This is a genomic window from Bacteroidota bacterium (assembly GCA_013360915.1).
Taxonomy (GTDB): Bacteria; Bacteroidota; JABWAT01; order JABWAT01; family JABWAT01; genus JABWAT01.
The window spans coordinates 74105-98250 of sequence record JABWAT010000007.1 but is presented as its reverse complement, the minus strand read 5'-3'; the positions used below and the strand labels follow the sequence as shown (position 1 = coordinate 98250).

The following is a 24146-nucleotide window of genomic DNA, read 5'->3' as shown; positions in this document are numbered from 1 at the left end:
TTTATCGGATGCAAGGAGAAAGAAAACCATGAACCGGTTCGTTGTGCTGCTCATTCTGCTGATTGCATTTCCGGTTGCGGCCATGGCCGGTGGCGGTGAAGGCGGGGGAAATGTCATCCGCAGCGTGGGAATTGCCATTCTGGCCGCAACGGTCATGGCCTACATCGGATACCGGTTTAAACAGCCTCTTCTGCTCGCCTATCTGGCGGCGGGTCTGATCATTGGTCCCAATATCGGATTCGGACTGATCGCGACCATCGCGGATATCGAGGCGATCTCTCATTTCGGTTTGATTCTGCTGCTGTTTCTGATCGGACTGGAAATTGACATCAAGAAACTGAAAAGTTCGGGATCCTCCCTTCTCATCAGCGGATTCACGCAATTCCCCATCAGCGTGGTCCTCGGGCTTGGTTTTTTTCTCATTCTTGGCTATTCCTTTTCCGATCCCGGTTATGATCTGATCTATCTGGCTGGCTGTCTGGGGCTGAGCAGTACCGCCATCGTTGTAAAACTCCTTTACAGCAAATTTGAGCTCGATACCCTGGCCGGACGCCTGACGCTTGGAATCCTCGTTTTCCAGGATATCTGGGCCATTATCATGCTTGGCATTCAACCCAACCTGGCCAATCCCGATGTAATTTCGATTCTTCTTTCCTTTGCAAAAGGCGGATTGCTGGTAACCCTCAGTCTGCTGACCAGCCGGTATCTTCTGGTCAGTCTGTTCAAGTCGGTAGCCAAAGTGCCCGAGCTGATTCTGGTTTCCTCGCTTGCCTGGTGTTTTGTGGTCTGCGGGGCTGCTGCCTTACTGGATCTGTCTGTGGAAATGGGAGCCCTGATTGCTGGTATTGCCATTTCGACCTTTCCCTACAACCTGGATGTTATTGCCAAGGTTGTCAATATCCGCGATTTCTTCATCACCCTGTTTTTCGTCTCACTCGGCATGCAGATTCCAGATCCGTCCGGAAATCCGATGGTGCTGGTTGCCGCTGCTGGAATCTCCCTTTTTCTGATTGCCTCGCGGTTCCTGGCCATTTTTCCCGTTTTGTACAAAATGAAAAACGGATTGCGGGTCAGTTTGCTTACGTCGATTAATCTGGCGCAGCTGAGTGAGTTTTCACTTGTCATTGCTGCTCTCGGACTTGCAGCCGGTCATATCAGTCAGGATACGCTGGCGGTCATCATTTTCGTATTTGTAATCACATCGGTGGTTTCCACTTATCTGGTGAATTACAGCGATCCCATTCAGAAATGGATGGCCTCAGGTCTGCGCCGGGTCGGATTCAGAGAAGTGGAATCGGCTTCCGCAGAAGATGAAAGCACACCCGGAAAGGACATTGCCCTTCTGGGTTTTCACCGGACAGCCAGTTCCCTGCTGCACGAAATCATTCACCGGGAAAGTTCAATCGCCAGCCAGCTGAAGGAAAAACTGATGGTGGTCGATTTCAATCCGGAAATTCATGCTTCCCTGCAAAGCATGGGCATTAAAGTCGTCTATGGCGACATCAGTCATGCCGATTCTCTGCACCATGCCGGCATTCACGATGTAAAAATTGTGATATCAACCATTCCGGATACATTGCTGGTGGGAACTGACAATCTGAAAATCATCCGCCAGATGAAGGACCTTTGTCCGCATGCAATGATCATTGTAACCGCTGAAAGCACCGAGCGTGCGCTGAAAATGTATGCCGAGGGGGCCGATTACGTTTTGCTTCCCCGGTTGCTGGCTGCAGATAAACTCATGGGAATCATTCAGTTGAAGCTTTCCGGATCCACCGAATCCATTGAATCTTCCATCCGGCAGGAAATTGACAGTCTGACCACCCGTCAGGAAGTGATCCGCTGATCAGGCAGCAGCAGAAAATGTCCAACCATCAGACAGAGGATATAACGGCCTACTACCGCGAAACCCTGGGTCATTACCGGACCTGGGGACTGCTGGATGCCCGTTCGCTTCACTATGGTCTGTGGGATTCTGAAACACGGTCCCTTCACGATTCTCTTTTAAACATGACCCGGTTTCTGACCGACGTGGTTACCGGTGAGCCTGTGGGCGATGTGCTCGATGCCGGATGCGGTGTGGGCGGTATTTCCATCTCCATTGCCGGAAAGGCCGGTTGCCGGGTTACCGGCATTACCCTCTATGATGAACTTGCCGAGCAGGCCAAACGGTTTTCAATTCAGGAAGGAACCGATGACCGGACCCGTTTCGAGGTCATGGATTTCACCCGGACCACTTTTGCCGATGCCACCTTCGATACCGTCCTTGCTTGTGAAAGCAGTTGTCATGCCCATCCGAAAACGGCCTTTCTGAATGAGATGAACCGCATTCTGAAACCAGGCGGCCGGTTGATTATTGCGGACTATTTTCTCACCGGCCGTCCCGATCCCTGCAGATGGATTGAAAAATGGGGCGCCACCTGGGCCATTTCGGACTTTAACAGTGAGACCAATTTTGTTCAGCCGCTGACCAGAACCGGATTCACGCTCCTCCGGGATGAAGACCTGTCCCGTCAGATTCTGCCAACAGCCCGGCGGATGTACCTTGCTTTCTGGCTGAGTGCACTTCCATCGGTTTTCTACAACTTTTTCATTGGTGCCCGGCGGTACGCAGCAATCCATTACCGGTCCGGGTACTACCAATACAAGGCGTTGAAGTCCGGACTCTGGAAGTACCGGCTGCTGGTAGCCAGAAAGACAGGCGGATAAAAACCTTTTCCGACCCGGGCCGCGGATTCTGATCTGCACAGAAATTGGTTACCCCGATACCCGGTTGTAACTTTGCGCCTTCCTAAAAAGAGAGTTGAATGAAGCGCAGGGAAAACCTTCGGAATATCGCCATTATCGCCCACGTTGATCACGGGAAAACCACCCTGGTCGATGCCATCCTGCAACAAACCGGAACCTTTCGTGAAAATCAGAAGGTCGAACGCCGGGTCATGGACAGCAATGAACTCGAGCGCGAACGCGGAATCACCATTTTCAGTAAAAATGCGTCCTTTTTCTACAAGGACCATAAAGTCAATATTGTCGATACACCTGGTCACGCCGACTTTGGTGGCGAGGTCGAGCGGATTCTTTCCATGGTGGATGGAGTTCTGCTGCTGGTCGATGCCTTCGAAGGTCCGATGCCTCAGACCAAATACGTGCTTCGGAAATCGCTCGAAGCCGGACTGAAAGTACTCGTCGTCATCAATAAAATCGACCGGCCAAGAAGCCGTCCGGTTGAGGTGCATGACATGGTGCTCGATCTGTTTATCGAACTGGGCGCCCACGAGGATCAGCTCGAGTTTCCGTATGTGTTCGCCTCTGCCAAGCAGGGAATTGCCAAACACAAAATGGAAGACCCTGATGAAAACATCTTCCCGCTTATCGATAAAATCCTGACCGAGATCCCGGCACCGGTTGTCGCCTTTGATGAGCCCCTGCAAATGCTGGTCACCTCCATCGATTACAACGATTATCTCGGTCGCATCGCCATTGGGAAAATTTATAAAGGCAACATCCAGACCAATACCCAGGTGGTCCGGATCCGCGAGGGCGGAGCCATCAACAAATTCAGAATTGCCAAACTGTTCGGATTTGAAAAACTGACCCGGGTTGAAATTGAATCCGCCGAAGCGGGTGATATTGTGGCACTCAGTGGTCTGGATGACATCACCATTGGAGAAACCATTGCCGATCCTGAAAACCCGGTGGCATTGCCTTCCATCTCCATTGACCAGCCGACCATGACCATGAATTTCATGGTGAATAACTCTCCTTTTGCAGGAAAAGAGGGCAAATTCGTGACCAGCCGGCACCTGCGTGACCGGTTGTACAAGGAACTGCTTTCCAACCTGGCGCTGCGGGTGGAAGACACCGAATCGGCCGATATTTTTAAAGTGTCCGGACGCGGGGAACTGCATCTTTCCATCCTGATTGAAACCATGCGCCGCGAAGGCTATGAATTTGCGGTATCTGCGCCCGAGGTTATTCTGCGCGAGATAGAGGGCAAGCTTTGTGAACCCATCGAGGAACTCATCTGCGACGTGCCCGAAGGGTCGATGGGAGTGGTTATTGAAAAACTCGGTCAGCGTAAGGCCGACATGATGAACATGCACCACATTTCCGATGTGGTGATCCGTCTCACCTTTCACATTCCGACCCGTGGTCTGCTTGGTTATTCGAACGAATTTAAAACCGATACCCGCGGTGAGGGTATTATGACCCACACGATTTACGGTTACGAACCCTACAAGGGCGAAATCCGCGGACGGAAAAACGGGGCCATCATTGCCATGGAAAATGGCGAGGCCAACGGGTACTCGCTTAACAATCTCGATGACCGTGGAATCTTTTTCATTAAAGCAGGCACACCGGTTTATACCGGCATGGTCGTTGGGGAAAACAACCGGGAATTCGACCTGGTGGTGAACCTGAACAAGGCCAAAAAACTGACGAACATGCGGGCATCCGGCTCGGATGAAGCGCTGAAGATCACTCCTCCCCGCCTGCTGACCCTCGAAGAAGCCCTTGAATGGATCAACGATGATGAACTGATCGAGGTAACCCCTCAGACCATCCGTCTGCGCAAGCGGATACTGGATGAAAACGAACGGAAAATCTGGGAGAAAAAGCGGAAGTCGGCTTCAGAAACCTGATTTCAGCGACCGGCTGGCCGGGTTTTCCCCAGCCGGTGCCCAAGACCGGAAACCAGATTCATATTGATCCGGAACCAGGAAAGCACCCAGCCTGCAAGAGACAGCAGGCGGGTGGCCGGCATCAGGGCCGGCCATCGGGAAAGCGATTCGGTGAAGTAGCGACGGCCGGCTTTCCATTCGCCCACCATGAGCTTATACTTCCCTGCCCGGTAATAAATTTCCACATACCGTCTGTCCCAGAAAGCTTTCAGATCGGACAGTTGAAGCGTGACAACCGGCTTCAACGGCTCAGGCAGTGTTTCCAATGTCTGGATAAGGACCGGCACCATGATTTCGGTCAGAGGCACGACTTTCTGTTTGGTAGCCTGGTTTTCATGCCGGCGCCAGACGGCCAGCGGTTCCGGAATAAAGTGAAATCGGGTCACCTGAGCCAGTTTCAGCCAGGTGGGGTAATCGGCCGTTGCCAGACCGGGAACCGACTGGAATCCGCCCGTCTTTTTTAAGACGTCCACCCGGATGGAAGCCCCCTGGGCGGGAATAAAGCATTCCTTCAGCAAACGATTCAACGCCCGGCCCACAGGTTCATTCCGGAATTCTTCCTTCTGCTCGTCAGTGGCAGGAGCCAGGGGTGATATCCAATTGGTTTTCCCCTCATCCACAATCACCTGGTTAAAGGAAACACCATGATTTCCCTGCATGAAACCGGTGGCATGTGCCTCCAGCAAGCCGGGCAAAGCATAATCATCTCCTTCCAGAATGGTGACAAAATCACCGGTTGCAAGATTCAGCAGTGCATTGTAATGGTCAGCCAGACGCGCTCCGCCCTGATTGTCCTGACGGGTATAACGGATTCTGGAATCGGACAGGTACCTGGCCACCACAGCCTGTGTATCATCCGGAGAGCCGTCATCGAGAATGAGCAATTCCCAGTTCTGCCAGCTTTGGTTTTGTATGGATTCGATGCAGGTACCGATGTAGGCAGCATGCCCCCAGGTCGGACAGAGAACCGAGGCTTTCATCGGGGAAACTTTTTCGGAAACCATTTACCCAACGGTGTGTACCGGCCGATGTACATCCGGTCATCCCGGGTGATCACCCACCGGTCCGCTATCATCAGGAAGATCACCGAAACCACTCCCATCCGCCATGCGGCTGTCCACCAGTCATCTCCCGATAGAACTTTCAGCAACCAGCCGGTTCCTCCGGCAGCCAGTCCCGCCAGGACCGGGGGAAGGACCGTGGTTTTCAGGTATCTGGTCAGGCTGATCAATCCGGTTTTTCTGAGTACCGATCCCAGGACCAGTGGTCCGATTACCACCTGACTGAGCAGGAAGGCAAGACCCGCCCCGGCAATGCCATATAGCGGTATGAGCAGAAAACATCCTGCCAGATTCAGGATGGCCTGACCGATCTGAAACCGGGTGATCGTTGCAGGCAAATCAAATGCATAGGCAAGAGGGGTGGCAGCGTAAAACGCAGAATTGATCAGAACGCCAGCCAGAATTAACCGGAAAACAGGCGCAGCTCCATCAGAAAAACCAGGAGAGATCCAGAGAGAAAGAACCACATCGGCATCGATCAGGAGCAGAAGGGATGGAAGCCAGGCGACCAGTAAAATGAACCGGACCGAGTGGTCGAGAATTTGTGTGATTTTTTCCTTCTCTCCCTTTGCCTTCATTTCGGTCCATAGTGGAAAAACAGGCGCCAGAACATTCTTTGGAATCAGCCAGAGTTTCCCCGCCGTATCGAAACTGCCGGCATACCACGCCAGGGCTGCCACGGGAAGCAAATAACCAACCACCAATTGGTTGACCTGAACCGCCAGCACCCCGACTATGGTGGAAGCCATCAGAAAAGCGGAGTAGGAGAATACCTCGCGGAAGAGACCACGATCAAACGGACGAAACAGTGAAAACGTGCCCAATTCCCGGCGGGACAACCCAAACAAAACAGCCAGCACACACGAATTGACAACCAGATTGGTCATGGCCAGACCAACCAATCCACCACCGGCGAGCAGAATTCCGATTCCGGCCAGATAGCGGAGACTATCGCCCCCAAACCGGACCGAGTTGGACAGATATTGTTTCTGAGCAGCCGTGAGCAAACCCGACAAAAAAATGTTATATAAATTCAGTAGGAAGGCAACGGCCCCCAGCTGGAAATACAACACCGCACCGGGCAGAAGATCGGCTGGTATATCATTCAGAAAATGCCGGACCATCCAATCAGAGCCGGCCAGCAGAAACAGAGCACCGGTTCCGCCGGTGACCAGATAAATCCGGCTGATGGTTCCGGTCAGACGTCTGATGCGGTCAGAATCCCGTCGGGTAACGGCTTCCGCTACAAACCTCACGATTCCCCCATTCAGTCCGAGATCGAGAAATCCCAGATAGTTGATCAGAATCAGCAGAAAGGAATAAACCCCATAGCCTGTCTCACCCAGAATACGGATGTACACCGGCAAGGCCACCACGCCAAGGACAAGGGAAAGTCCCTGCGCCATAAAATTGGTCATGATGGAAAGGCCTAACCGGCGGAGACGGGTCATCAGCGGGTTTTTTCAGCGATGATGATCCATTGGACCGTGATGAATTCCTCATAGGCACCTGGTTGCAGAATAAGAAGTGACAACAACCGTGAGATGAATTTACCAAATAATTTTTTCCAGCGGTTTCTCGGATTCGAGTAACACTGCCGGATGGAGAATCCCTCATCGGTGAGGAGTTTCAGAATTGATGAGCGGGTAAAAAAGCGAAGATGCCCCTGATCCATGATTCCAAAGGGGCGGTAGGTCCACTTCCCTCCTACCATCAGGTCCTGAATCACTCCCAGATTCCGCACATTGGGGATGCTGACGAGTAACTGTCCGCCGGGTTTGAGCAGCCGGTTGACCTGCTTCATCACCCCCCAGGGATCGATGGTATGTTCCAGTGAATCAGCCAGAATAATCCAGTCATAGGAGTGATCTGGCAGGGTGGGAAGCCAATGTTCTGCTTCCCCGGTCAGCACTTCATGCAAGCGGGTTTTGGCGCTTTCGGCCACATCGGGAACCACTTCGATTCCGGTGTAATGTTCGGGGTGTTTCTGGGCAATAATGGCTTCACCCAACCTTCCTTCCGCACAGCCAATATCGAGTATTCGGCCTGGTTTGTCGGGGAAGTGATCAACCAGATTCTGATTGGTATTCGAAAAATAGGTGTCGGGTGCCTTTTCGCGATGCATCCCGGCAATGGTATTGGCAGACATAAAATCCTTGTTCAATCTTTTAAAAATGTCAGAGACCGGATCCGCAAAAAATCGTCGCGGGTGACCGATTGCCGGTTGGCCGACTCTTTCAGTAAAAACCGGAGAAAACGAATCATCACAGGTAAAGGAAACCATCGTTTCCACCAGACCAGGAAGGCGGCATAGCCAAGATAAAATCCTTTCCATATCCGGTAGGAAAATCCAGATTTCCACTGAGCCATGTTCACCAACCGGTTCAGGTGATGAATAGCCATCATCCCCAATCCGATCCTCCCTGTTTCCCTTTTAACCGACACACTCACTTTGTGCTGCAGGGAAGAGGACCAATCCACCGCGGCAATGATCTGGTTTGCCTTCAGCATCATGGAAAAATGATAGTCCTCCTCGCCGAAAAAAAACCGGTCCGACAGACCGTCATTCAGTGCCCAGACCTTGCCAGTGGCAAGCAGGCAACAACCAGTGATAAAAGTAACAGGTTGGTAGCCTTCAGCCGGAAAGTCCGTTCTGGGCTTCTTTGCTCCGAGATAACGGCGGTCTCCCCACCACGTCAGAAATCCGCCTGCATTCCAGATCAGATCCGGCCGGTCGTGATACAGGATGACCGGAGTCCAGACCGGGATCTGGGGATGTTTCATAACCGTACCCTGTAATTGCCCGAAAAATCCGGCCGGAACCACAGTATCATTGTTCAGAATCTGGATCTGCTCAAATCCATGATCAAGACCCAAACGGATGGCCGGATTGTTTCCGCCGGCAAATCCCTCGTTCTCCTGGTGAAGGAACAGATGAAACCCGGTAACCGGGCCCGGTTCCAAACCCTGATAGCGGCCATTTCTGATCACTGGCCGGTGAATAACCGGGTCCAGACCGGCAAGTCCGTCAATTAATGGGTGGGTGATTTCGGAACCAGACCCGTTATCAACCAGCCAGATGGCTGCGGGAACCGGACCGGATGCAAAGATACTGCGGATACAGGCCAGCGTATCCTCGACATTTTTCCAGGTCAGGACAATGAGAGCCCAGGAGCCCAGCGGTGACCTGTCTGTCATACCTGTCCTTCCAGTCGTTTATGAATGCTTTCCTCGCGGCGATCGACGGTCCAGAGGGCGGCCCGTTTTCTGCAAAGGGCCAGCGGAAGTAAAGCATGATCAGCGAAATGAAAACGGTGCCAATCGGATTCAGCGACCGGGTATCCGGCATCACCCACCACTTCATTCAGAGCCGTTTCGGGAGAGTATATAACGGTGCATCCATGTAAAAGAGCCTCAACTGCTGCCTTGCCGAATGTTTCAACGCGTGAGGGTTGTACATACCAGGCGGCCATCTGGTAAAATCCGGCCAGGCCGGCCCCTTGAACCGACCCGATCAGCTGAATATTCAATGGCAAATCCTGTTCTTTGAACGCAGCGGGATCGGTTCCGATCCAGATGAACTGGTAGTCCGGATTTTCACGTGCAAGACCGATAAACCGGTCCAGTCCTTTCACCGCGATGCCACGTTTCCCGGAAGCGAATCCGACACCAAGCACCGTATGCGGCTGCCTGAATTCATCCGAGTCTGCACCCTGCCACCCCGATGGATCCACGCCCAAATACAAAACCGAAGTTTTCACATCAGGCATTTGCTGTCGGAGCAACCTATCGGCATAGGAGGAAACCGGCCAGATATCGGTGGCCATCCGGAACGTCCATTTCACCGCAAACCGCCGGTCCCACCGAATCCAGGCGCCATGTCCGAGTTCGGGAAAACAGGCCACATCAAAACCTCCGGCAATCACAATGACCCGTCTCCCGAGCAGCCGGAAAATCAGAGCCGGAAGAAAACTGTAAAAATCGGCAAACCAGATCCACAGGGTCCGGTGGGTAAATGCCGACAGACAGGCTCGCCAGACACAAAGGACCGATTCAGGTACCGATTTCCCAAAAGTCTCGGTGCTGATGACAGTAACAGCAGACAGCCGCTTCAACAGTCGGATATCATCCTGAACAAAGGTGGAAGCAGCCGGACCTAAAACGACAAAGGGACCTGCCTTTTTCATTTCACCACCTCTTCCAGAAGATGCCAGACCGAAAAAACCGGTTGATTCAGGGTGGAACTGAGTGACAGTTCACACGTACGGCTTGTACTGAAAACCGGCGGATTACCTGCAGCGGTTACTTCACGGGCCATGGAGGCCTGTGCAGAGGCAGGCAGGTCGGGAACAAGGATTCCACGGTCACCAGCCATTCCGCAGCATCCGGGAACGGTCAGATCATTGACAACGGGGGCCAGCCGGCTGGCCACTTCACTTAAAACCGGAACCGTGCCCGATTTCTGAACCGAGCAGACGGGATGAATGTATACCGGCGAAGTCAGGGGCTGAACATTCAGCCGGGGAAGCAGGATATCGCGGATGGCGGTTTCCGATCCCATGATTTTCATTTGTTCGTGCATGGAGATCACCACCGGATCGGCACCTGCCGGAATGGTTTGAAGGGTATGGGCACAGGGACTGTTTTCGCAAAAAACCGGCAGCCGGCCATTCTGGCTGGCTGTGAACAGAAACCGGATGGCTGATTCCCATGTGTGTTTTCCCTCGCTGGCAAAACCCTTCGACAGAAAAGGCATTCCGCAACAGAAACCAGCCGAATCGGGGATCAGTAAATCAATCCCAGCCTTTGAAAACAAATCAGGGATCACCCCGGCCAGCGGCCGTCTGCCGGGATAGCCGCCAACCGATGAACTGATACAGGTCTGAAACCAGACGACCTGCGGAGAATTGGGTGTCACCGGGTCAGCCCGTTTCCCGGGTTGCCAGTCGAATCCGGTCAGGGGTCTGGTTGGCCGGCCCGAAGGACCAGCTGGCTGAAGGTTGGAAAGCAGGGCCACGCCGTTTCTCACCATCTGTTCCGCCAGCCGGAAACGGGGTTGAATCAGACGGGCAGCCAGCCGGCTCCAGGAAGACTGATGACGATTCCGAAGTTTTTTCATCATCAGGCCGGTATCGATTCCAACCGGACAGGCGGGTGCACACAATCCATCGGTGGCACAGGTATCCAGTCCGGACCATTGAAATTCCCTCATCAGCTCCTTTTCCGATTCCGGGTAAAGGACCGAATGACGGAGAACGGCAATCCGCTGACGAGGAGAAAGGCTCAGCGTCCGGCTGGGACAAACCGGCTCACAGAACCCGCATTCCATACATGAATCAATGATCGGATCAACAGAGGGAATGGATTTCAGATGCTTCAGATGGATGTCGGCATCTTCCGAAAAAATCACACCGGGATTACAGAGTCCCTGCGGATCCAGCAGATCTTTCACCCGTTTCATGATTCTGGTTGCATCGGGTCCCCAGGCGGTTTCAAGAAAAGGGGCCATGTTACGGCCGGTTCCATGTTCGGCCTTCAGAGAACCGTTATGAAGAAGAACCAGGTCCACCAACCGTTCCATCAGGTGCCGGTACCTGTCCACAATGGCTGCGGATCCGAAATCGGCGGAAATCACAAAATGAAGATTCCCATCACGTGCATGACCGAACAGAACCGCCCCGTCAAAGCCGCATTCATCCAGCAATTGGCGGAGCCGGGTGTTAAATGGTGCGAACTGATCGGGTGGAACAGCCACATCCTCGATGATGACACTGGTTCCGGCTTTTCTGGCAGCACCAACAGAAGGAAACAGGCCCTTTCTCAATTTCCAGATCTGATGCCGTTCCACGGAATCGGCCGTCAGGATAAGGGGCTGATAAAGGCCACCAATGGCACCGGATAAAGCGGCCAGCTCCTCCTGGTTGTCACTTCCCCATTCTGCCAGAATCAGGGCTTGCTGGCGGCCGGCCGTTTCAAAAGCCGCCGCCCATGGGTACGGAACCGACCCGAAAACAGGCAGACATGACCCATCCATCAGTTCAACTGCCAGCGGATTCAGTGTCCCGAGCTGATGAACAAGACCAGCCGCCTCCCCGATGGAATCGGTAAGAAAAAGGGCCGTCAGACGGTGAACCGGTTCAGGGACTGTTGCCAGCGTGGCAGACGTGATGGCACCCAGCGTTCCTTCGGACCCAATGAACAACCGGGCCAGCAGATCGGCCGGATTTTTGGCATCCAAAAAAGCATTTAGTGAATAGCCAAGCGTGTTTTTAATCCGGTAGGATTTCCTGATCTGGTCACAGAGCGACGGATTTGACAGAACATCCCGCTGAATAACCAGCAAACCATGAGCAATGTCTGCCGGAATCCGGCCAGAGGCCGAGTCAAAAAGCCTTCCATCGGGAAGCACAGCAGACAGCGAGATCAATGTATGATAGGCATTCTGATGAACGCCGCAACACATTCCCGATGCATTATTTGCAAGAATGCCACCCATCATGGCGGACTGAATCGAAGCCGGATCAGGGCCAATCTTCCGACCGGCTGGTTTGAGTCGCCGGTTCACGGCCTCGCCGGTGATTCCTGGCTGAACAGTGACCTCAAGGCCATTTTTTTCAACGGATATCCGGTCCCAGCCACGGGTCAGGTCAATCAGCCATCCATCGGTAACCGACTGACCGGAAAGACTGGTTCCTGCAGTACGGAAGGTGTAATGCATCCGGTAACGGGCTGCGAGCGTAAGGATTCCGGCCAGTTGAACCGGATCGGAAGGAAAGAGGACCGCTGATGGCAGCAGTCTATAGATACTTGCATCGCCCGACCGGGCCATCCGGTCGGAAAGTCTGATGGATACCCGTGAAGGTGAAAGCAGATGGGTCAGGGGGGACAGCCAGTCAGGCCGGGCCGGATCGGACAAACCGAACCCCTTGCGTTACCACTTGGTCAGTTGGGCCACTACAGCACGCAACCGTTCTTCGGGGATGGTACTTTCCATTTTGGGCAACAAAACCGATTCCTCATGATCGACATGTTGAACCATGGCCTGAATCAGTTCCTGAATGGTATCATCAGCCCGGATTCCACTGTCATTCTTTTCGGCCAGTTCATACACCAATCGTCTGATATCGGCATGCTGGAGGAACAGAAGAATAAAATCGGGGTCATCGATCGACGCATAGCGGGCATAGGCGGGCAGCAGAACCGACTCTTCCTTTTTGAAATGTTCGTCCAGGTCGGATTGCCATTTCATCAGGAAATCCTGAACCAATTCGGAATGCTTATGCAGGTCTGTTTCACTGAGTGCGCGTTTAAGAAAATCGGTCAGCACCAGACAATGTTCATGGTCGCCGCGCAAAACCTGGAGTTTCGTGTTGGGCATCAGGGCTCCTGTTCTGTTCCCTTAACGGGTTTTCTTTGTTTTTTCACATCGGACCGCCGTTGCTTCCGGCTGATCCTGTCTTCCACTGACTGCCGGGTCGGACGGGTGGCTTTCCGCCGGATGGGCGGTACCAGCACCGTTTCGATCAGGTGATACAGACGGTTGATCACATCTTCACGATTTTTCAACTGAGAACTGTACCGGTCTGACTGGAGGACCAGTTCGCCCTCTGTATCCAGCCGGTTCCCATATCTCGACTTCATCCGGTCCCTGACATCCTCACCAATCCAGCCGGAAGTGGCCGGATTCCACCACAGAAGTACACGGGTTTCGACCTTGTTCACGTTCTGCCCGCCGGGTCCGCCTGACCGTGAGGTGCGGAACCGGCACTCCTTCAGGATACCAGCCCGTTGTTCATCTGTTAGCAACATAAAACCGGAAATTAGCGATGATCCGATCATTTTCCAATCGGGTCCGGGTTCATCGGGTCGTGTACCGGTGACGAAAAATGATCGGATAGTGACAAAGAAAACCGGTCAGCCGATTACCTTTGCAATCCGGAGCCTTAAATGAAAACGCTGATTATTGGTGGTGCCGGTCTCACCGGCTTGTCTGCTGCCTGGTTTTACCGGCAGAAATTTCCTGATCACCGCATTATTCTGACCGATCCGGATTCCCAGCCCGGAGGCAACCTGCGCTCGGAATGGCGCGGAGAGTTCCTGTTCGAATATGGTCCCCGCGGCGTTCTGAAAAACGCCCATGCCTTTTTCCATCTGCTTCACTCGTCAGGTGCCTGGGACAAACTGAAACCCGGCCGTAAAACAGCCTCCATCCGGTTTCTGTGGTATAAGGGACGCATGCATCAGCTTGGTGGCAATCCGCTTGCCATGCTCACCAACATCGAGCTGCTGAAACTGATCCCTGCCCTGTTGCGGGAAACATCCGTTCCTCCCGGGCAACTGGAAGATGAGAGCATTTACGATTTTTTCTCCCGCCGGATCGGACAGGCTGCCACTGATTTTCTGGTGGATGGTTTTATCACGGGTGTCTGGGCCGGTGATTCCCGGCAGCTTTCCATCCGCTCCGCTTTCCCAACCATCTGGGCAGCGGAAAAGGCAGCCGGATCCATCCGGAAAGGACTTAAAGCCACCCGCGACCAGCGGAAGGCCGATCAGTTGAAACAACTATCCGATTTTCCTCACCCGGACCCCGGTCCTGCCCGTTTTTTCTCTTTAAGGGATGGGATTCAATCCATAGCCTCTCACCTGATCACCGCAGCCCGGCTGCAATTCCACCCCAATTCCACCATTTCTGAAATCACACCGGCAGGGTCCCAGTCCGAAGTGACACTGGCCGACGGAACGGTCCTTATGGCCGATCAGGTGGTTTTAACAGGAAAGGCAACTTCCACAGCCTCCGTCGTGGAACATCTGAATCCCACACTGGCCGGACTGCTCCGATCGGTCACCTATGCACCGGTCACTGTGGTGAATCTGGGTTATCCATCCATCAGAAAACCTGCTTCCGGATTCGGGTTCCTCATCCCTTCTGCCGAGAAATCCACCATCCTTGGGATCATTTACAATTCAGGAACATTTGAAGGAGTCGCTCCCCCGGGAGGGGCCTGCTTCACCGTCATGTTTGGTGGTGCTCACCACCCCACCATTGGTCAGCGATCGGACGCTGATCTGATTTCCATGGCCCGCGAGGCCATGTCGGGTTATCTGGGCATACAGGAAACTCCGACCGAACTGGGAATCCGCCGATGGGAATCGGCCATTCCGCAATACCGGGTGGGTCACGACCTGCTGATCGACCGGATCCGACAGGAAGCCATCAGCCTGAAAGGCATCCATCTTCTGGGAAACTGGTCGGGGGGAATCGGTGTTAATGATTGTGTGGCATCTGCAGCTCGCTGGGCGCGTTCGCTCTGACCAGACGCTGATTTGAATACATCCAGACAACTGGTCTATCTTTGCACTCGTTGACAGGCTGTCGGCCGGACTGAATGCGGTCGGGCAGCCTTTTATTTTTTTACCTGAATGACACCCATTTCTTCCTATCAATCCCTGGTTGCCAAAAACCCCCTTCTCCATGTGGTCGCTGAGGTTGCCCAGGCAGCCGGAATGGAAACCTACGTGGTTGGCGGATTTGTTCGTGATGTGATTCTCGGCCGACCACTGAAAGACATTGATTTTGTCACCTTAGGCAGCGGCATGGATCTCGCCCGACTGGTCGCCGACCAATTGGGCATCAGACACATCGTCACCTATCCGAATTTCGGGACCGCCATGGTTCCTCACGGGGATCACATGCTCGAATTTGTGGGTGCCCGGAAGGAAAAATATTTCGACCGGGGAACCCGTCGCCCTCAGGTGGCTGCCGGTACCCTGGAAGAGGACCTTTCCCGTCGCGATTTTACCATCAATGCCATGGCCATTTCCCTGAACGCCGGTTCGGCGGGGGAACTGCTCGATCCGTTTGATGGAAGGACCGACCTCGCCAATGGAATCATCCGTACCCCGCTCGATCCGGAAACGACCTTTGATGACGATCCGCTGCGGATTCTCAGAGCCATCCGGTTTGCCACCCAGCTCAGTTATGCGATCACTCCTGAAGCCCTGACCGCCATCGGCAAAGTCAAAGACCGGTTGTCGATCATTTCCCAGGAACGGATCACCGATGAATTTCTGAAAATACTGTCCTCCCCGAAACCATCAATCGGGTTCACCCTGATGCATGAAACCGGCGTTTTACCGGTTCTGCACCCCGAACTGGCACCCATGGTGGGCGTGGAACAACTGGATGGCTACGGTCATAAAGACACGTTTTTTCACACACTTCAGGTACTGGATAATATTTGCATGGCCACCGATAACGTGTATTTGCGGCTGTCGGCCCTCTGGCATGACGTGGGAAAGCCCCGCACCAAGCGATTTGTAAAAGGTCGTGGGTGGACTTTCCACGGACACGATGACTTGGGTGCGCGCATGATTCCCGGTCTGTTTAAAAAATTCCGGTTGCCCATGACTCAGATGAAATACGTTGAAAAACTCGTCCGGCTTCATCTGCGTCCCATCGCATTGGTCAAGGACCACATCACCGACTCTGCCGTGCGTCGGGTGTTGTTCGAAGCCGGGGAAGACATCGATGATCTTATGAAACTCTGTTACGCAGATGTGACGACCAAAAGCTATGCACGGAAGGACCGGTATTGGAAAAACTATGACCGGGTTCTGAAAAAGATGGCTGATGTGGAGGAAAAGGACCGCTTGCGCAAATGGGAACCCCCTGTTTCGGGAACCGATATCATGGAAATCTGCGGATTGTCTCCTTCACCTCTGGTGGGGCGTTTTAAAACCGGAATTGAGGAAGCCATTCTCGAAGGCCGCATTCCAAATGACCGGGACGCCGCTCTGGAACTGTTAAAAACCTTCAGGGCCGAGTGGGAAGCCGGCCGTCTGTTCAGTGAAGCAGAAACAAATCGACACTGACGATCAGCAAAAAAACCGCGAAAAATTTTTTCCAGAGGGGTGAGGGGGTCCGGTGCATCAGATGAGCGCCCAGCCACCCGCCAGCCAGCGCACCCGCTATCAGGGGAACCCCTGCAGTCACTGAAAAAAATCCGACCTGAACCCATCCCTGAGGCATAACGGGAGAGGGTACCGAAGCCCACTGAATCAGACCGGCCACCACCGTCGGAATAATCACCAGACTGCTGATCATCACCGACTCACGTTGCCCGACTTTCCAGAAATGAACAAGCAGCGGAATCAGGAGCACCCCGCCGCCCAGGCCAGTCATTCCGGAGAAAATACCCACCAGAATGCCAGGAAAAACAAACACCCAGTCAGACCCAGCGGGATCTGAGGTCCCGGCACTGATGGCCGGTTTCTCGGTCAGGTAGCGGATGGCCACCGCAGCCAGCACCACTGCCAGCATTTTTGAAAGAAGGCTCCCTGGTATCAGCAAGGCAGCCTGAACCCCGGCCACTGTACCACTCAGAGAGCCCGCCACCATCCAGAGAATCCGGTTGCGGTAAGGAGCAAGGTGGCGGAGATTTCTGACCGAGGCCGTCAGACTGCCGGCAAATGCAACCGCCAGCGAGGTACTCAGAGCGACCCGGATGGCAATGTCGGTATGCATGCCAGCGCCCTGAAAAACCGCAATCAGCATGGGAACGGTGATGGTTCCGCCGCCAATGCCGAAAAATCCCGAGAAAAGGCCAATCACCATGCCGGCAATGGCAAACAGCAGCTCGGTCAACGGGGCGTCCTGAGGGTTGAAACCGCCTGAATCAGCTGCCGGTCCGATTGGTAGGTTTGCAGAACCACCTCACCCAGCGGATACCATCTGAGCAGGCAGTCCCGGCGAATCATCGACCCGAGAATCTCACGATTCGATTCCAGTTCGGCGTACAAATCGTTTTCGAAGGCCATGGCCGATTCATCCAGCGACTTCACAAACCGGTCATAGGGTCCGAAAGTCAGGGCCCTGGCCTTTAATTCTGCCAGATCCTGACTGGTATAGGTTTTACTGGCAAGCCGGTTGGTTTTCAGGAAACCGATCAGACCACTGATCTGCTCATTGGTTGGTTTGAACCCGAGAGAGGGTGTGAGCCGGGGTGCCAGCGAATCGGCAAACCATGAAACCATGCTGTACCGCTCGATCAGCCGTATCGCCGCAGGCAACGGCTTTGCAGAAACCAGAATATCTGGAGAAATTCCATTGGCAGCCTTCAGCGGACGCCCCGAATCGGTGCGGAATGCGGTGCTGTCGGTTTTGGTTGAATCGGAATCGTCAAACTCATTGATCGGTTCGACCTGAATACAACGGCCGGATGGCGTGTAATACCGGGCGGTGGTCATTTTCAGGCTGGTTTCATAAGCCACGGGATGGATGGTCTGCACCAATCCCTTTCCGAAGGAACGGGTACCAACCAGAGTGGCACGATCATGATCCTGCAAGGCCCCGGCTACAATTTCGGAAGCACTGGCAGAGAGGGAATCGATCAGCACCACCAGCGGACCTGTACCATAAACCGGCCGTTCATCCGAGAAAAAGTCCTGACGGCTTTCCTCACTCCGCCCTTTCATGGTAACCACCAGGGTATTCAGCGGAAGAAACTGCGAGGAGACCTGAACAGCTTCATCCAGGCGACCGCCGGGATTCCCCCGCAGATCGAGAATCAGTCCGGCCAGACCCTGTTTCTGTAAAGCCTGAATGGATTTCCTCAGATCAGATCCGGTGTTTTTATTGAATCGGTATAATTTGATGTAACCAACCGAATCGGCCAGCATGACCGATACCGGAATGTTGGAAAGCTGATTCCGTTCACGGGTGACCATAAACTGCAATTCCTGCCGGGTTCCCGGCCGCCGGATGTCGAGCAGCACCGTGGTTCCCGGCTTTCCCCTGACTTTCTGCGAGAGATCAGAAAGAGAGGACACCTGCACCGAATCGACACGGGTGATCACATCGCCCACCCGTAAACCCTCCCTGTAGGCCGCAAAGCCCTCGATCACTTCGGTAATGACCAGCCCGTCGCCCGATTTATTCACACTGATTCCGAGCCCGCCGGTATTCCCGCTCATCATCAGTTCCATGTCGGTGGCTGTTGACTCAATAAAGGTGGTGTAAGGATCCAGAGCCATCAGCATGGCCTGAATACCCCGGGACATAAAACGGGAGGGATCAATTTCGTCGGTGTAGTTAATGAGAACCAACCGGTACACTTTGCTGAAAATTTCCAGGTTTCGGGTGATCTGGAAGAAAAGATCGGTATTGGTTGCCAGCCACCCTCCGGTCCCCAGGAGGAGGAACGGAATCACCATCCACAATCGGAATCGTTTCACCGGGAGGAAATTCCTTTCATTAATGGCGACAAAGCAGAAACAACAGAAGCGTGAATGGCGGCCGGTTCGCCGGTGGCGGGAATGACCAGAAATCGACCAGGATCATCAGCAATCAGTGCATGATATCCCTGACGGATCCGGTTGAACCGGTCCCTGTCCATCGATTCCATCCGGTCCCGTTCCCCACGGCCGGTCTGGCGGGCAACAGCGGTGTCAAAATCCACATCGAGATAAATGGTTTTCACGGGCAGGAGTCCGCCGGTTGCCTGATATGCCAGGGTTTTCAGGAAACCGAGGGGCAATCCATGACCATATCCCTGGTAGGCCAGTGAGCTGTCGACATACCGGTCCAGGAGCACCACCTCTCCGGCTTCGAGACCGGGACCGATCACTTCAGAAACCAATTGAGCACGGGCAGAAAAAAACAACAATACTTCCGCAACCGGATTCACCGAAACAGACCGGTGTTCGAGCAGCACCTTTCTGCAGGCTTCGGACCAATCGGTCCCGCCAGGTTCACGCAGCAACCGGGGCTGTAATCCCTGCGAGGAAATCCAGTCGGCCAGCAAACGGATCTGGGTGGATTTCCCCGATCCGTCCAACCCTTCAAAACTGATAAACAAACAGACTTTCCTTTCCCGGCCTTCGGTTTCCGTTGAATAAAATTACAAAAAACGTTACCTTAAAAAAATGAACCCTTAACAGGACGGTATGGCGCTCCCCTCAGAACCACAGGTCTCCTCAGAATCCAAACTGGAAGATTTCCGGGTCGTCCGGGAAGCATTGGCTGGTGATCAGGCTGCATATAAATTTCTGATGAAGAAATATCATGATGCCATTCACAATCTGGTTTACAAAATGGTCCCCGACAAATCAGATGTGGATGACCTGACCCAGGAGGCTTTCATCAAGGCCTTCAATTCAATCAAATCCTTCAACTTCGAATTCGCTTTTTCGACCTGGCTGTATAAAATCGCCACCAATAACTGCATCGATTACCTGCGCAAGAAGAAGATCCGGACTTTTTCCATCGACAAGCCCATTGAGACCAAGGATGGGGAAATTGATTTCGAGATTCCGGACAGCACTTACCAGCCCGATAAGGATGTGGTCACCATTCAGCGTCGGCAGATCATTGAAGAGGCCGTCAGTCATCTTCCCGAAAAGTACCGTCGGGTGATCATCATGCGGCACCAGGAAGAAAAAAGTTACGAAGAGATTGCAGAAGCGCTCGATATGCCTCTGGGAACAGTCAAAGCGCATATTTTCAGGGCCCGTGAGGTGCTTTATAAAGCGCTGAAAGACCGGATTCAGCACTATTGATATGCCCGCCATCACCTCAGGCCTTCCACCTGTCTTCACCCTGTGTAACCTTAAACGGGAACATCCGTAAGACTCAGCTGTGAAAGAACCGAACAGGTGACACTATGAAAACAAACCGGATAACCCTGACCTTCCTGGCCTGTACGGCCCTGACAGCAAACTTGCTGGGTCAGAGCCGGCTGATCAAGTCGGCCGATGTGGCTGATGAGACTGCCCTGACCACCACCATCAATGTGGATTATGGTTCCCTGAAACTTAAAGCCGGTGATCCTTCCAAGCTGTTCAGTGTGAATGCCCTGTATGACTCGGATGCCATGGATCCCGATCTGGTTTTTAAACGGGGAAAGGCAACCGCCAAGCTGGTCTTCTCGACAAACTCCTCGGGCATTAACATGAGTAACCGGAAATCGGATGAGAATGGTGATTTCCAGTCGACCATGCAGCTGAGTCCGTCGGTCGGGCATGACTTACAGATCAGCATCGGTGCCGGCGAATCGGATATTGACCTGTCGGGACTGACCGTTACCTCGCTGGATTTATCGAATGGCGCTGGCAGCTGCAAACTGACATCTGCCACACCCAATCCGGAAACCATCCGCCACATCACCATTCAATCGGGTGTTGGTGAGGTGGAAGCCAAAGGACTGAGTAACCTCAACTTCAGGAAGCTGACGGTCAACAACGGAATCGGTCAGATTACTCTGGATTTCAGCGGAAAAGCAGAAGGACATAAAGCGGTTACGATCGAAACCGGTGTTGGCGAAATCAAGGTGCTGATTCCCGCAGGTGTGGGCGTAATGGTGAGAGATGACAGCGGATTTTTCAGCAATCTGAGTGTTCCGAAAAACTATACTCAGGAAGAAGAAACCTACTACTCTCCCAACTATGAAACGGCAAAGGCCACCATCGAATTCGATGTAAGCACCGGAATTGGCGAGATCCGGTTTGTAACCCTCAGGGAACGTTAACCCGCACTTTCCTCTTCCCAGTCCAGCGTCACTTCCACCCATCCGGTTTCCTGCCGGATGGCCGTCACCACCAGATCCTTCACCACTGCCTGACCAAAGACAGACCCGTCGGGATCGGCTTCATGAAGCTGGATCTGCAGAAACGGGGACTGAATATGGATCCAGGCTGGTAAATACCGTCTGACCAGTCCCAAGGCTGTGGCCACATCGAGAACCGAGGTTCGTACCACTTCCACTGTGAAAGTTTTCACCTGGTGATCCCAGTGAAAATCAACCAATCTGGCAGCGCCGGTAAACCGGAATACCAATCCCATTTTTCTGACGGCCACGGTGACCATGATTACCGATTCACGGACCGACACGGTAAGGTCAAGCCAGTCTTTCCGGATCAGGCGGGTCAATCCCCTGGTCAGAAACTCATCATCCAGCCGGATGGTCATTGGCATACAAACTCCAGATTGCAGAACAGGCACTGATAAAGAGTGTTAAAATAGAACATCGCGCCCGTTTTTCCATCCCTGCATCAGCTGGCCCGGACCCATTACCCGAAGATTAGAACACCCGGCCGGGACCGTGCGGGTCATTCCAGGCACCTGTTTTATATTAGATATCGCTTAAAAGAACAATAAAAGACATGTTTGACTGTAATCCGGCCGGAAAAAACCGCAGGAAAATCGTAGATTGCCGGCCGTTTAAAAATGGTGACAAATCGGGAAACAATATGTCTTCAACTCATCACGACCCATCCGAGCCACTGAAACGTTTGCAGGCTGACTTCCCTGTCAGACCCTATGCAGACTGGAAACTGACCGCAGAAAAGGACCTGAAGGGAGCACCCTTCGATAAGAAGCTGATTACGAAAACGCCCGAGGGCATTGACCTTCAGCCACTTTATACGGCCGAAAACAGCCGTCAGGCAGCCACAGCAGAGGAAAACCCCGGCACCGGATCCTGTTACCGCTCCCGGCATGCATCGGGTTATCATGGTGCCCCCTGGGCAGTTGCTCAGGAGTTTCCTTTCGCACTCGCCGAGGACATCCGCGACCGGGTTCAGAACGAATTGTCCCGGGGACTGTCGGCCATTACACTCGGGTTGGATGAAGCCACTGGTCTTGGAATTGACGCAGATTATGCCCGCCCCGGACAGGTGGGTACAGACGGACTCTCGTTATCGGGCATCCGGTCGGTCAACCGGGCGCTAGAAGGAGTCGATACCACAGAAGTGCCGGTATTTGTACGGGCTGGTTTTTCATCACTTCCCCTGTTGTCCCTGTGGATTGCCGCTGCGAAAACCCGAGGCACCGATGTACACAAACTGAGCGGAAGCCTCGAAGCCGATCCGTTTGAATGGATGGTCCGGAAAGGTTCCCTTCCCATTCCTGCAGACAGAGTTTTTGATGAAATGGCCGAGACCCTGCGGTTCACCCAATCACAGTCCCTTCATCTGAAAACCATCGGCATCAGTTCGGTTCATTACCAGGAAACGGGCGCTTCGGCTGTACAGGAACTGGCTTTCATTCTGGCCACCGGCGCCGCCTATCTGCGCGAACTCACTTCGCGCGGTCTGCCGGTTGACACGGTCCTGTCATCGATCCGGATTTCGACAGCCACCGGTCCTCATTTCTTTACGGAAGTGGCCAAATACCGGGCACTCCGGCTGCTTTGGACCCAACTGGCAACAGCCTTCGGATCCACCGTCCCGGTTCCACCGGTTCATGCACGCACCTCGACCTATTACCAGTCCACACTGGATGCGCACACCAATCTGCTTCGGGTTGCCACCATGGCCTTCAGCGCCATCGCCGGCGGGGTTCAATCTATACACACCTCGGCGTACGATGAAATTGCAGGCACCCCTTCCGACTTCTCTCGCCGGATTGCCCGCAACACACAGATTATCCTGAAAGAAGAGGCTCATCTGGATCAGGTGATTGATCCTGCAGGCGGGTCGTTTTACGTCGAAACGCTCACAGCTGAGCTGGCACAGGCAGCCTGGAATCTGTTCAGAGACATCGAACGGAAAGGTGGAATGCTTCAGGCGCTTACCGACGGATTCCCGCAAACACTGGTCAACGACCTTCACGCCAGCCGGACCTCTGATCTGGCAAAGAGAAAAACCATCATGGTTGGGGTTAACCAATACTGCAACCCGAAGGAAGAACGGGCCGTGATTTATCAATCCGATGCCGAAACCATCCACCGGGTGCGGTCGGAATATCTGCAGAAATACCGGGTTTCCGGTGCTCAGGAAAAACATATCCGGGTCCTGGAGCTGCTGGGTTCAATTTCCAACCGGACGGCTTCTGATCTGACAGCCGCCTGTATCGGGGCTGTGTCTGAAGGAGCCACGCTCGGGGAGTTGTGCAAAGCATTGCGTCAGGGAACCGGAGAGGGACCAAAGGTTCCGGTTCTTGCCGGCCGAAGATTGGCCGAAGCGTTCGAAAAACTACGTGCCGATTCATTTGCTCACGCCGACCGTCACGGCACACCACCCACCGTTTTTCTGGCCATCTTGGGTGATGCATCTCAGTTTAAGGCACGTGCCGACTTTTCACGCGGGTTTTTTGAAACCGGCGGATTCAGGGTTGTCTATCCGCCCGCCGGTTTTGCCACACCAGAAGAGGCAGTAAAGGCCGCCGCCGAGAGCCGGCCCGGTGCGGTGGTGATTTGTTCAACCGATGAAACCTATCCGGAACTGGTTCCTCCTCTGGCAGCAGGCATGAAAAAAGTTCTGCCGGGTGTTCCGGTGGTTCTGGCCGGTTTCCCGAAAGACCAGGTCGAAGCCCACAAGGCTTCCGGGGTGGATGAATTCATCTTCCTGGGCGCCGATGTCATTCAGATAGCAAACCGGTTACTCAGCCGGATATCGAAAGGTTAAA

At 53.6% G+C, this 24146-nt stretch carries 20 protein-coding genes; 8 read left to right on the top strand and 12 right to left on the bottom strand.

Annotated elements, in window-relative coordinates; all coding sequences use genetic code 11:
• The first annotated feature begins 28 nt into the window (after positions 1 to 28).
• The 3 genes from HUU10_09785 to typA all read left to right on the top strand — a co-directional run bounded on the left by HUU10_09785 (position 29) and on the right by typA (position 4643).
• Positions 29 to 1846 carry a cation:proton antiporter gene (locus HUU10_09785; GenBank protein NUQ81888.1) on the top strand — a complete coding sequence of 606 codons (1818 nt, stop codon included), beginning with the start codon at positions 29 to 31 and terminating at the stop codon, positions 1844 to 1846.
• 17 nt (positions 1847 to 1863) lie between these two features.
• The gene (locus tag HUU10_09780; protein ID NUQ81887.1) at positions 1864 to 2709 is read left to right on the top strand and encodes a methyltransferase domain-containing protein; all 846 of its coding nucleotides are present in this window, start codon (positions 1864 to 1866) and stop codon (positions 2707 to 2709) included.
• A 98-nt stretch (positions 2710 to 2807) separates the two neighbouring features.
• Positions 2808 to 4643 (top strand): translational GTPase TypA, encoded by a 1836-nt coding sequence (gene typA, locus HUU10_09775; GenBank protein NUQ81886.1) that lies wholly within the window; start codon positions 2808 to 2810, stop codon positions 4641 to 4643.
• A 2-nt stretch (positions 4644 to 4645) separates the two neighbouring features.
• Here the strand turns inward: typA and HUU10_09770 are convergent, their stop codons facing one another.
• The 8 genes from HUU10_09770 to arfB are packed head-to-tail and all read right to left on the bottom strand — an operon-like array spanning position 4646 to position 13582.
• The gene (locus HUU10_09770) at positions 4646 to 5662 is read right to left on the bottom strand and encodes a glycosyltransferase family 2 protein (GenBank protein ID NUQ81885.1); all 1017 of its coding nucleotides are present in this window, start codon (positions 5660 to 5662) and stop codon (positions 4646 to 4648) included.
• A complete protein-coding gene (locus HUU10_09765) occupies positions 5659 to 7194 on the bottom strand; it encodes an oligosaccharide flippase family protein (protein NUQ81884.1) in 1536 nt (511 codons plus the stop codon). Before HUU10_09765 ends, HUU10_09770 begins: the two co-directional genes overlap by 4 nt.
• Positions 7194 to 7892 carry a class I SAM-dependent methyltransferase gene (locus tag HUU10_09760; GenBank protein NUQ81883.1) on the bottom strand — a complete coding sequence of 233 codons (699 nt, stop codon included), beginning with the start codon at positions 7890 to 7892 and terminating at the stop codon, positions 7194 to 7196. The genes HUU10_09765 and HUU10_09760 overlap by 1 nt, the downstream gene beginning before the upstream one ends.
• Positions 7893 to 7903: 11 nt before the next feature.
• Complete coding sequence (locus HUU10_09755) at positions 7904 to 8941, bottom strand: glycosyltransferase family 2 protein (GenBank protein ID NUQ81882.1); 1038 nt, start codon at positions 8939 to 8941, stop codon at positions 7904 to 7906.
• Positions 8938 to 9930 (bottom strand): glycosyltransferase, encoded by a 993-nt coding sequence (locus HUU10_09750; GenBank protein ID NUQ81881.1) that lies wholly within the window; start codon positions 9928 to 9930, stop codon positions 8938 to 8940. Before HUU10_09750 ends, HUU10_09755 begins: the two co-directional genes overlap by 4 nt.
• On the bottom strand, positions 9927 to 12659 hold the full coding sequence (locus HUU10_09745) for an FAD-binding oxidoreductase (protein ID NUQ81880.1): 2733 nt from the start codon (positions 12657 to 12659) through the stop codon (positions 9927 to 9929). The genes HUU10_09750 and HUU10_09745 overlap by 4 nt, the downstream gene beginning before the upstream one ends.
• A 15-nt stretch (positions 12660 to 12674) precedes the next feature.
• Positions 12675 to 13121: a hemerythrin domain-containing protein gene (locus tag HUU10_09740; protein NUQ81879.1), complete on the bottom strand. Its 447-nt coding sequence runs from the start codon at positions 13119 to 13121 to the stop codon at positions 12675 to 12677.
• Positions 13121 to 13582: an aminoacyl-tRNA hydrolase gene (gene arfB, locus HUU10_09735; protein ID NUQ81878.1), complete on the bottom strand. Its 462-nt coding sequence runs from the start codon at positions 13580 to 13582 to the stop codon at positions 13121 to 13123. The genes HUU10_09740 and arfB overlap by 1 nt, the downstream gene beginning before the upstream one ends.
• Before the next feature lie 108 nt (positions 13583 to 13690).
• Here arfB and hemG point away from each other — a divergent pair, with 108 nt between their 5' ends.
• Both hemG and HUU10_09725 read left to right on the top strand, forming a co-directional pair.
• Positions 13691 to 15055 (top strand): protoporphyrinogen oxidase, encoded by a 1365-nt coding sequence (hemG, locus tag HUU10_09730; GenBank protein NUQ81877.1) that lies wholly within the window; start codon positions 13691 to 13693, stop codon positions 15053 to 15055.
• 108 nt (positions 15056 to 15163) lie between these two features.
• Positions 15164 to 16615, top strand: coding sequence for an HD domain-containing protein (locus HUU10_09725; GenBank protein NUQ81876.1), 1452 nt, complete (start codon positions 15164 to 15166; stop codon positions 16613 to 16615).
• Here the strand turns inward: HUU10_09725 and HUU10_09720 are convergent.
• The 3 genes from HUU10_09720 to tmk are packed head-to-tail and all read right to left on the bottom strand — an operon-like array spanning position 16587 to position 19599.
• Entirely contained in the window at positions 16587 to 17387 is an 801-nt protein-coding gene (locus tag HUU10_09720; protein NUQ81875.1) for a sulfite exporter TauE/SafE family protein, read from the bottom strand. The two genes, HUU10_09725 and HUU10_09720, sit on opposite strands and share 29 nt — an antisense overlap.
• Positions 17384 to 18976, bottom strand: coding sequence for a S41 family peptidase (locus HUU10_09715; protein ID NUQ81874.1), 1593 nt, complete (start codon positions 18974 to 18976; stop codon positions 17384 to 17386). Before HUU10_09715 ends, HUU10_09720 begins: the two co-directional genes overlap by 4 nt.
• Complete coding sequence (gene tmk, locus HUU10_09710; protein ID NUQ81873.1) at positions 18973 to 19599, bottom strand: dTMP kinase; 627 nt, start codon at positions 19597 to 19599, stop codon at positions 18973 to 18975. Before tmk ends, HUU10_09715 begins: the two co-directional genes overlap by 4 nt.
• 88 nt (positions 19600 to 19687) lie before the next feature.
• Here tmk and HUU10_09705 point away from each other — a divergent pair, with 88 nt between their 5' ends.
• Positions 19688 to 20299, top strand: coding sequence for a sigma-70 family RNA polymerase sigma factor (locus tag HUU10_09705; protein NUQ81872.1), 612 nt, complete (start codon positions 19688 to 19690; stop codon positions 20297 to 20299).
• 104 nt (positions 20300 to 20403) lie between these two features.
• Positions 20404 to 21267 (top strand): DUF4097 family beta strand repeat protein, encoded by an 864-nt coding sequence (locus HUU10_09700; GenBank protein NUQ81871.1) that lies wholly within the window; start codon positions 20404 to 20406, stop codon positions 21265 to 21267.
• On the opposite strand, the gene HUU10_09695 is transcribed toward HUU10_09700, so the two are convergent.
• On the bottom strand, positions 21264 to 21713 hold the full coding sequence (locus tag HUU10_09695) for a hypothetical protein (protein NUQ81870.1): 450 nt from the start codon (positions 21711 to 21713) through the stop codon (positions 21264 to 21266). The two genes, HUU10_09700 and HUU10_09695, sit on opposite strands and share 4 nt — an antisense overlap.
• A 275-nt stretch (positions 21714 to 21988) precedes the next feature.
• On the opposite strand from HUU10_09695, the gene HUU10_09690 reads away from it, so the two are divergent.
• Complete coding sequence (locus tag HUU10_09690; protein ID NUQ81869.1) at positions 21989 to 24145, top strand: acyl-CoA mutase large subunit family protein; 2157 nt, start codon at positions 21989 to 21991, stop codon at positions 24143 to 24145.
• The last annotated feature ends 1 nt before the right edge of the window (position 24146 follow it).

What these genes read in the sequence shown, in the direction of transcription:
- HUU10_09690 (NUQ81869.1), top strand. Translation starts at nt 21,989, where the DNA reads ATGTCTTCAACTCATCACGACCCATCCGAGCCACTGAAACGTTTGCAG.
- arfB (NUQ81878.1), bottom strand. Translation starts at nt 13,582, where the DNA reads ATGATCGGATCATCGCTAATTTCCGGTTTTATGTTGCTAACAGATGAA.
- HUU10_09760 (NUQ81883.1), bottom strand. Translation starts at nt 7,892, where the DNA reads ATGTCTGCCAATACCATTGCCGGGATGCATCGCGAAAAGGCACCCGAC.
- HUU10_09700 (NUQ81871.1), top strand. Translation starts at nt 20,404, where the DNA reads ATGAAAACAAACCGGATAACCCTGACCTTCCTGGCCTGTACGGCCCTG.
- HUU10_09740 (NUQ81879.1), bottom strand. Translation starts at nt 13,121, where the DNA reads ATGCCCAACACGAAACTCCAGGTTTTGCGCGGCGACCATGAACATTGT.
- HUU10_09755 (NUQ81882.1), bottom strand. Translation starts at nt 8,941, where the DNA reads ATGACAGACAGGTCACCGCTGGGCTCCTGGGCTCTCATTGTCCTGACC.
- HUU10_09695 (NUQ81870.1), bottom strand. Translation starts at nt 21,713, where the DNA reads ATGCCAATGACCATCCGGCTGGATGATGAGTTTCTGACCAGGGGATTG.
- typA (NUQ81886.1), top strand. Translation starts at nt 2,808, where the DNA reads ATGAAGCGCAGGGAAAACCTTCGGAATATCGCCATTATCGCCCACGTT.
- hemG (NUQ81877.1), top strand. Translation starts at nt 13,691, where the DNA reads ATGAAAACGCTGATTATTGGTGGTGCCGGTCTCACCGGCTTGTCTGCT.
- HUU10_09770 (NUQ81885.1), bottom strand. Translation starts at nt 5,662, where the DNA reads ATGAAAGCCTCGGTTCTCTGTCCGACCTGGGGGCATGCTGCCTACATC.
- HUU10_09750 (NUQ81881.1), bottom strand. Translation starts at nt 9,930, where the DNA reads ATGAAAAAGGCAGGTCCCTTTGTCGTTTTAGGTCCGGCTGCTTCCACC.
- HUU10_09785 (NUQ81888.1), top strand. Translation starts at nt 29, where the DNA reads ATGAACCGGTTCGTTGTGCTGCTCATTCTGCTGATTGCATTTCCGGTT.
- HUU10_09725 (NUQ81876.1), top strand. Translation starts at nt 15,164, where the DNA reads ATGACACCCATTTCTTCCTATCAATCCCTGGTTGCCAAAAACCCCCTT.
- HUU10_09780 (NUQ81887.1), top strand. Translation starts at nt 1,864, where the DNA reads ATGTCCAACCATCAGACAGAGGATATAACGGCCTACTACCGCGAAACC.
- HUU10_09765 (NUQ81884.1), bottom strand. Translation starts at nt 7,194, where the DNA reads ATGACCCGTCTCCGCCGGTTAGGCCTTTCCATCATGACCAATTTTATG.
- HUU10_09705 (NUQ81872.1), top strand. Translation starts at nt 19,688, where the DNA reads ATGGCGCTCCCCTCAGAACCACAGGTCTCCTCAGAATCCAAACTGGAA.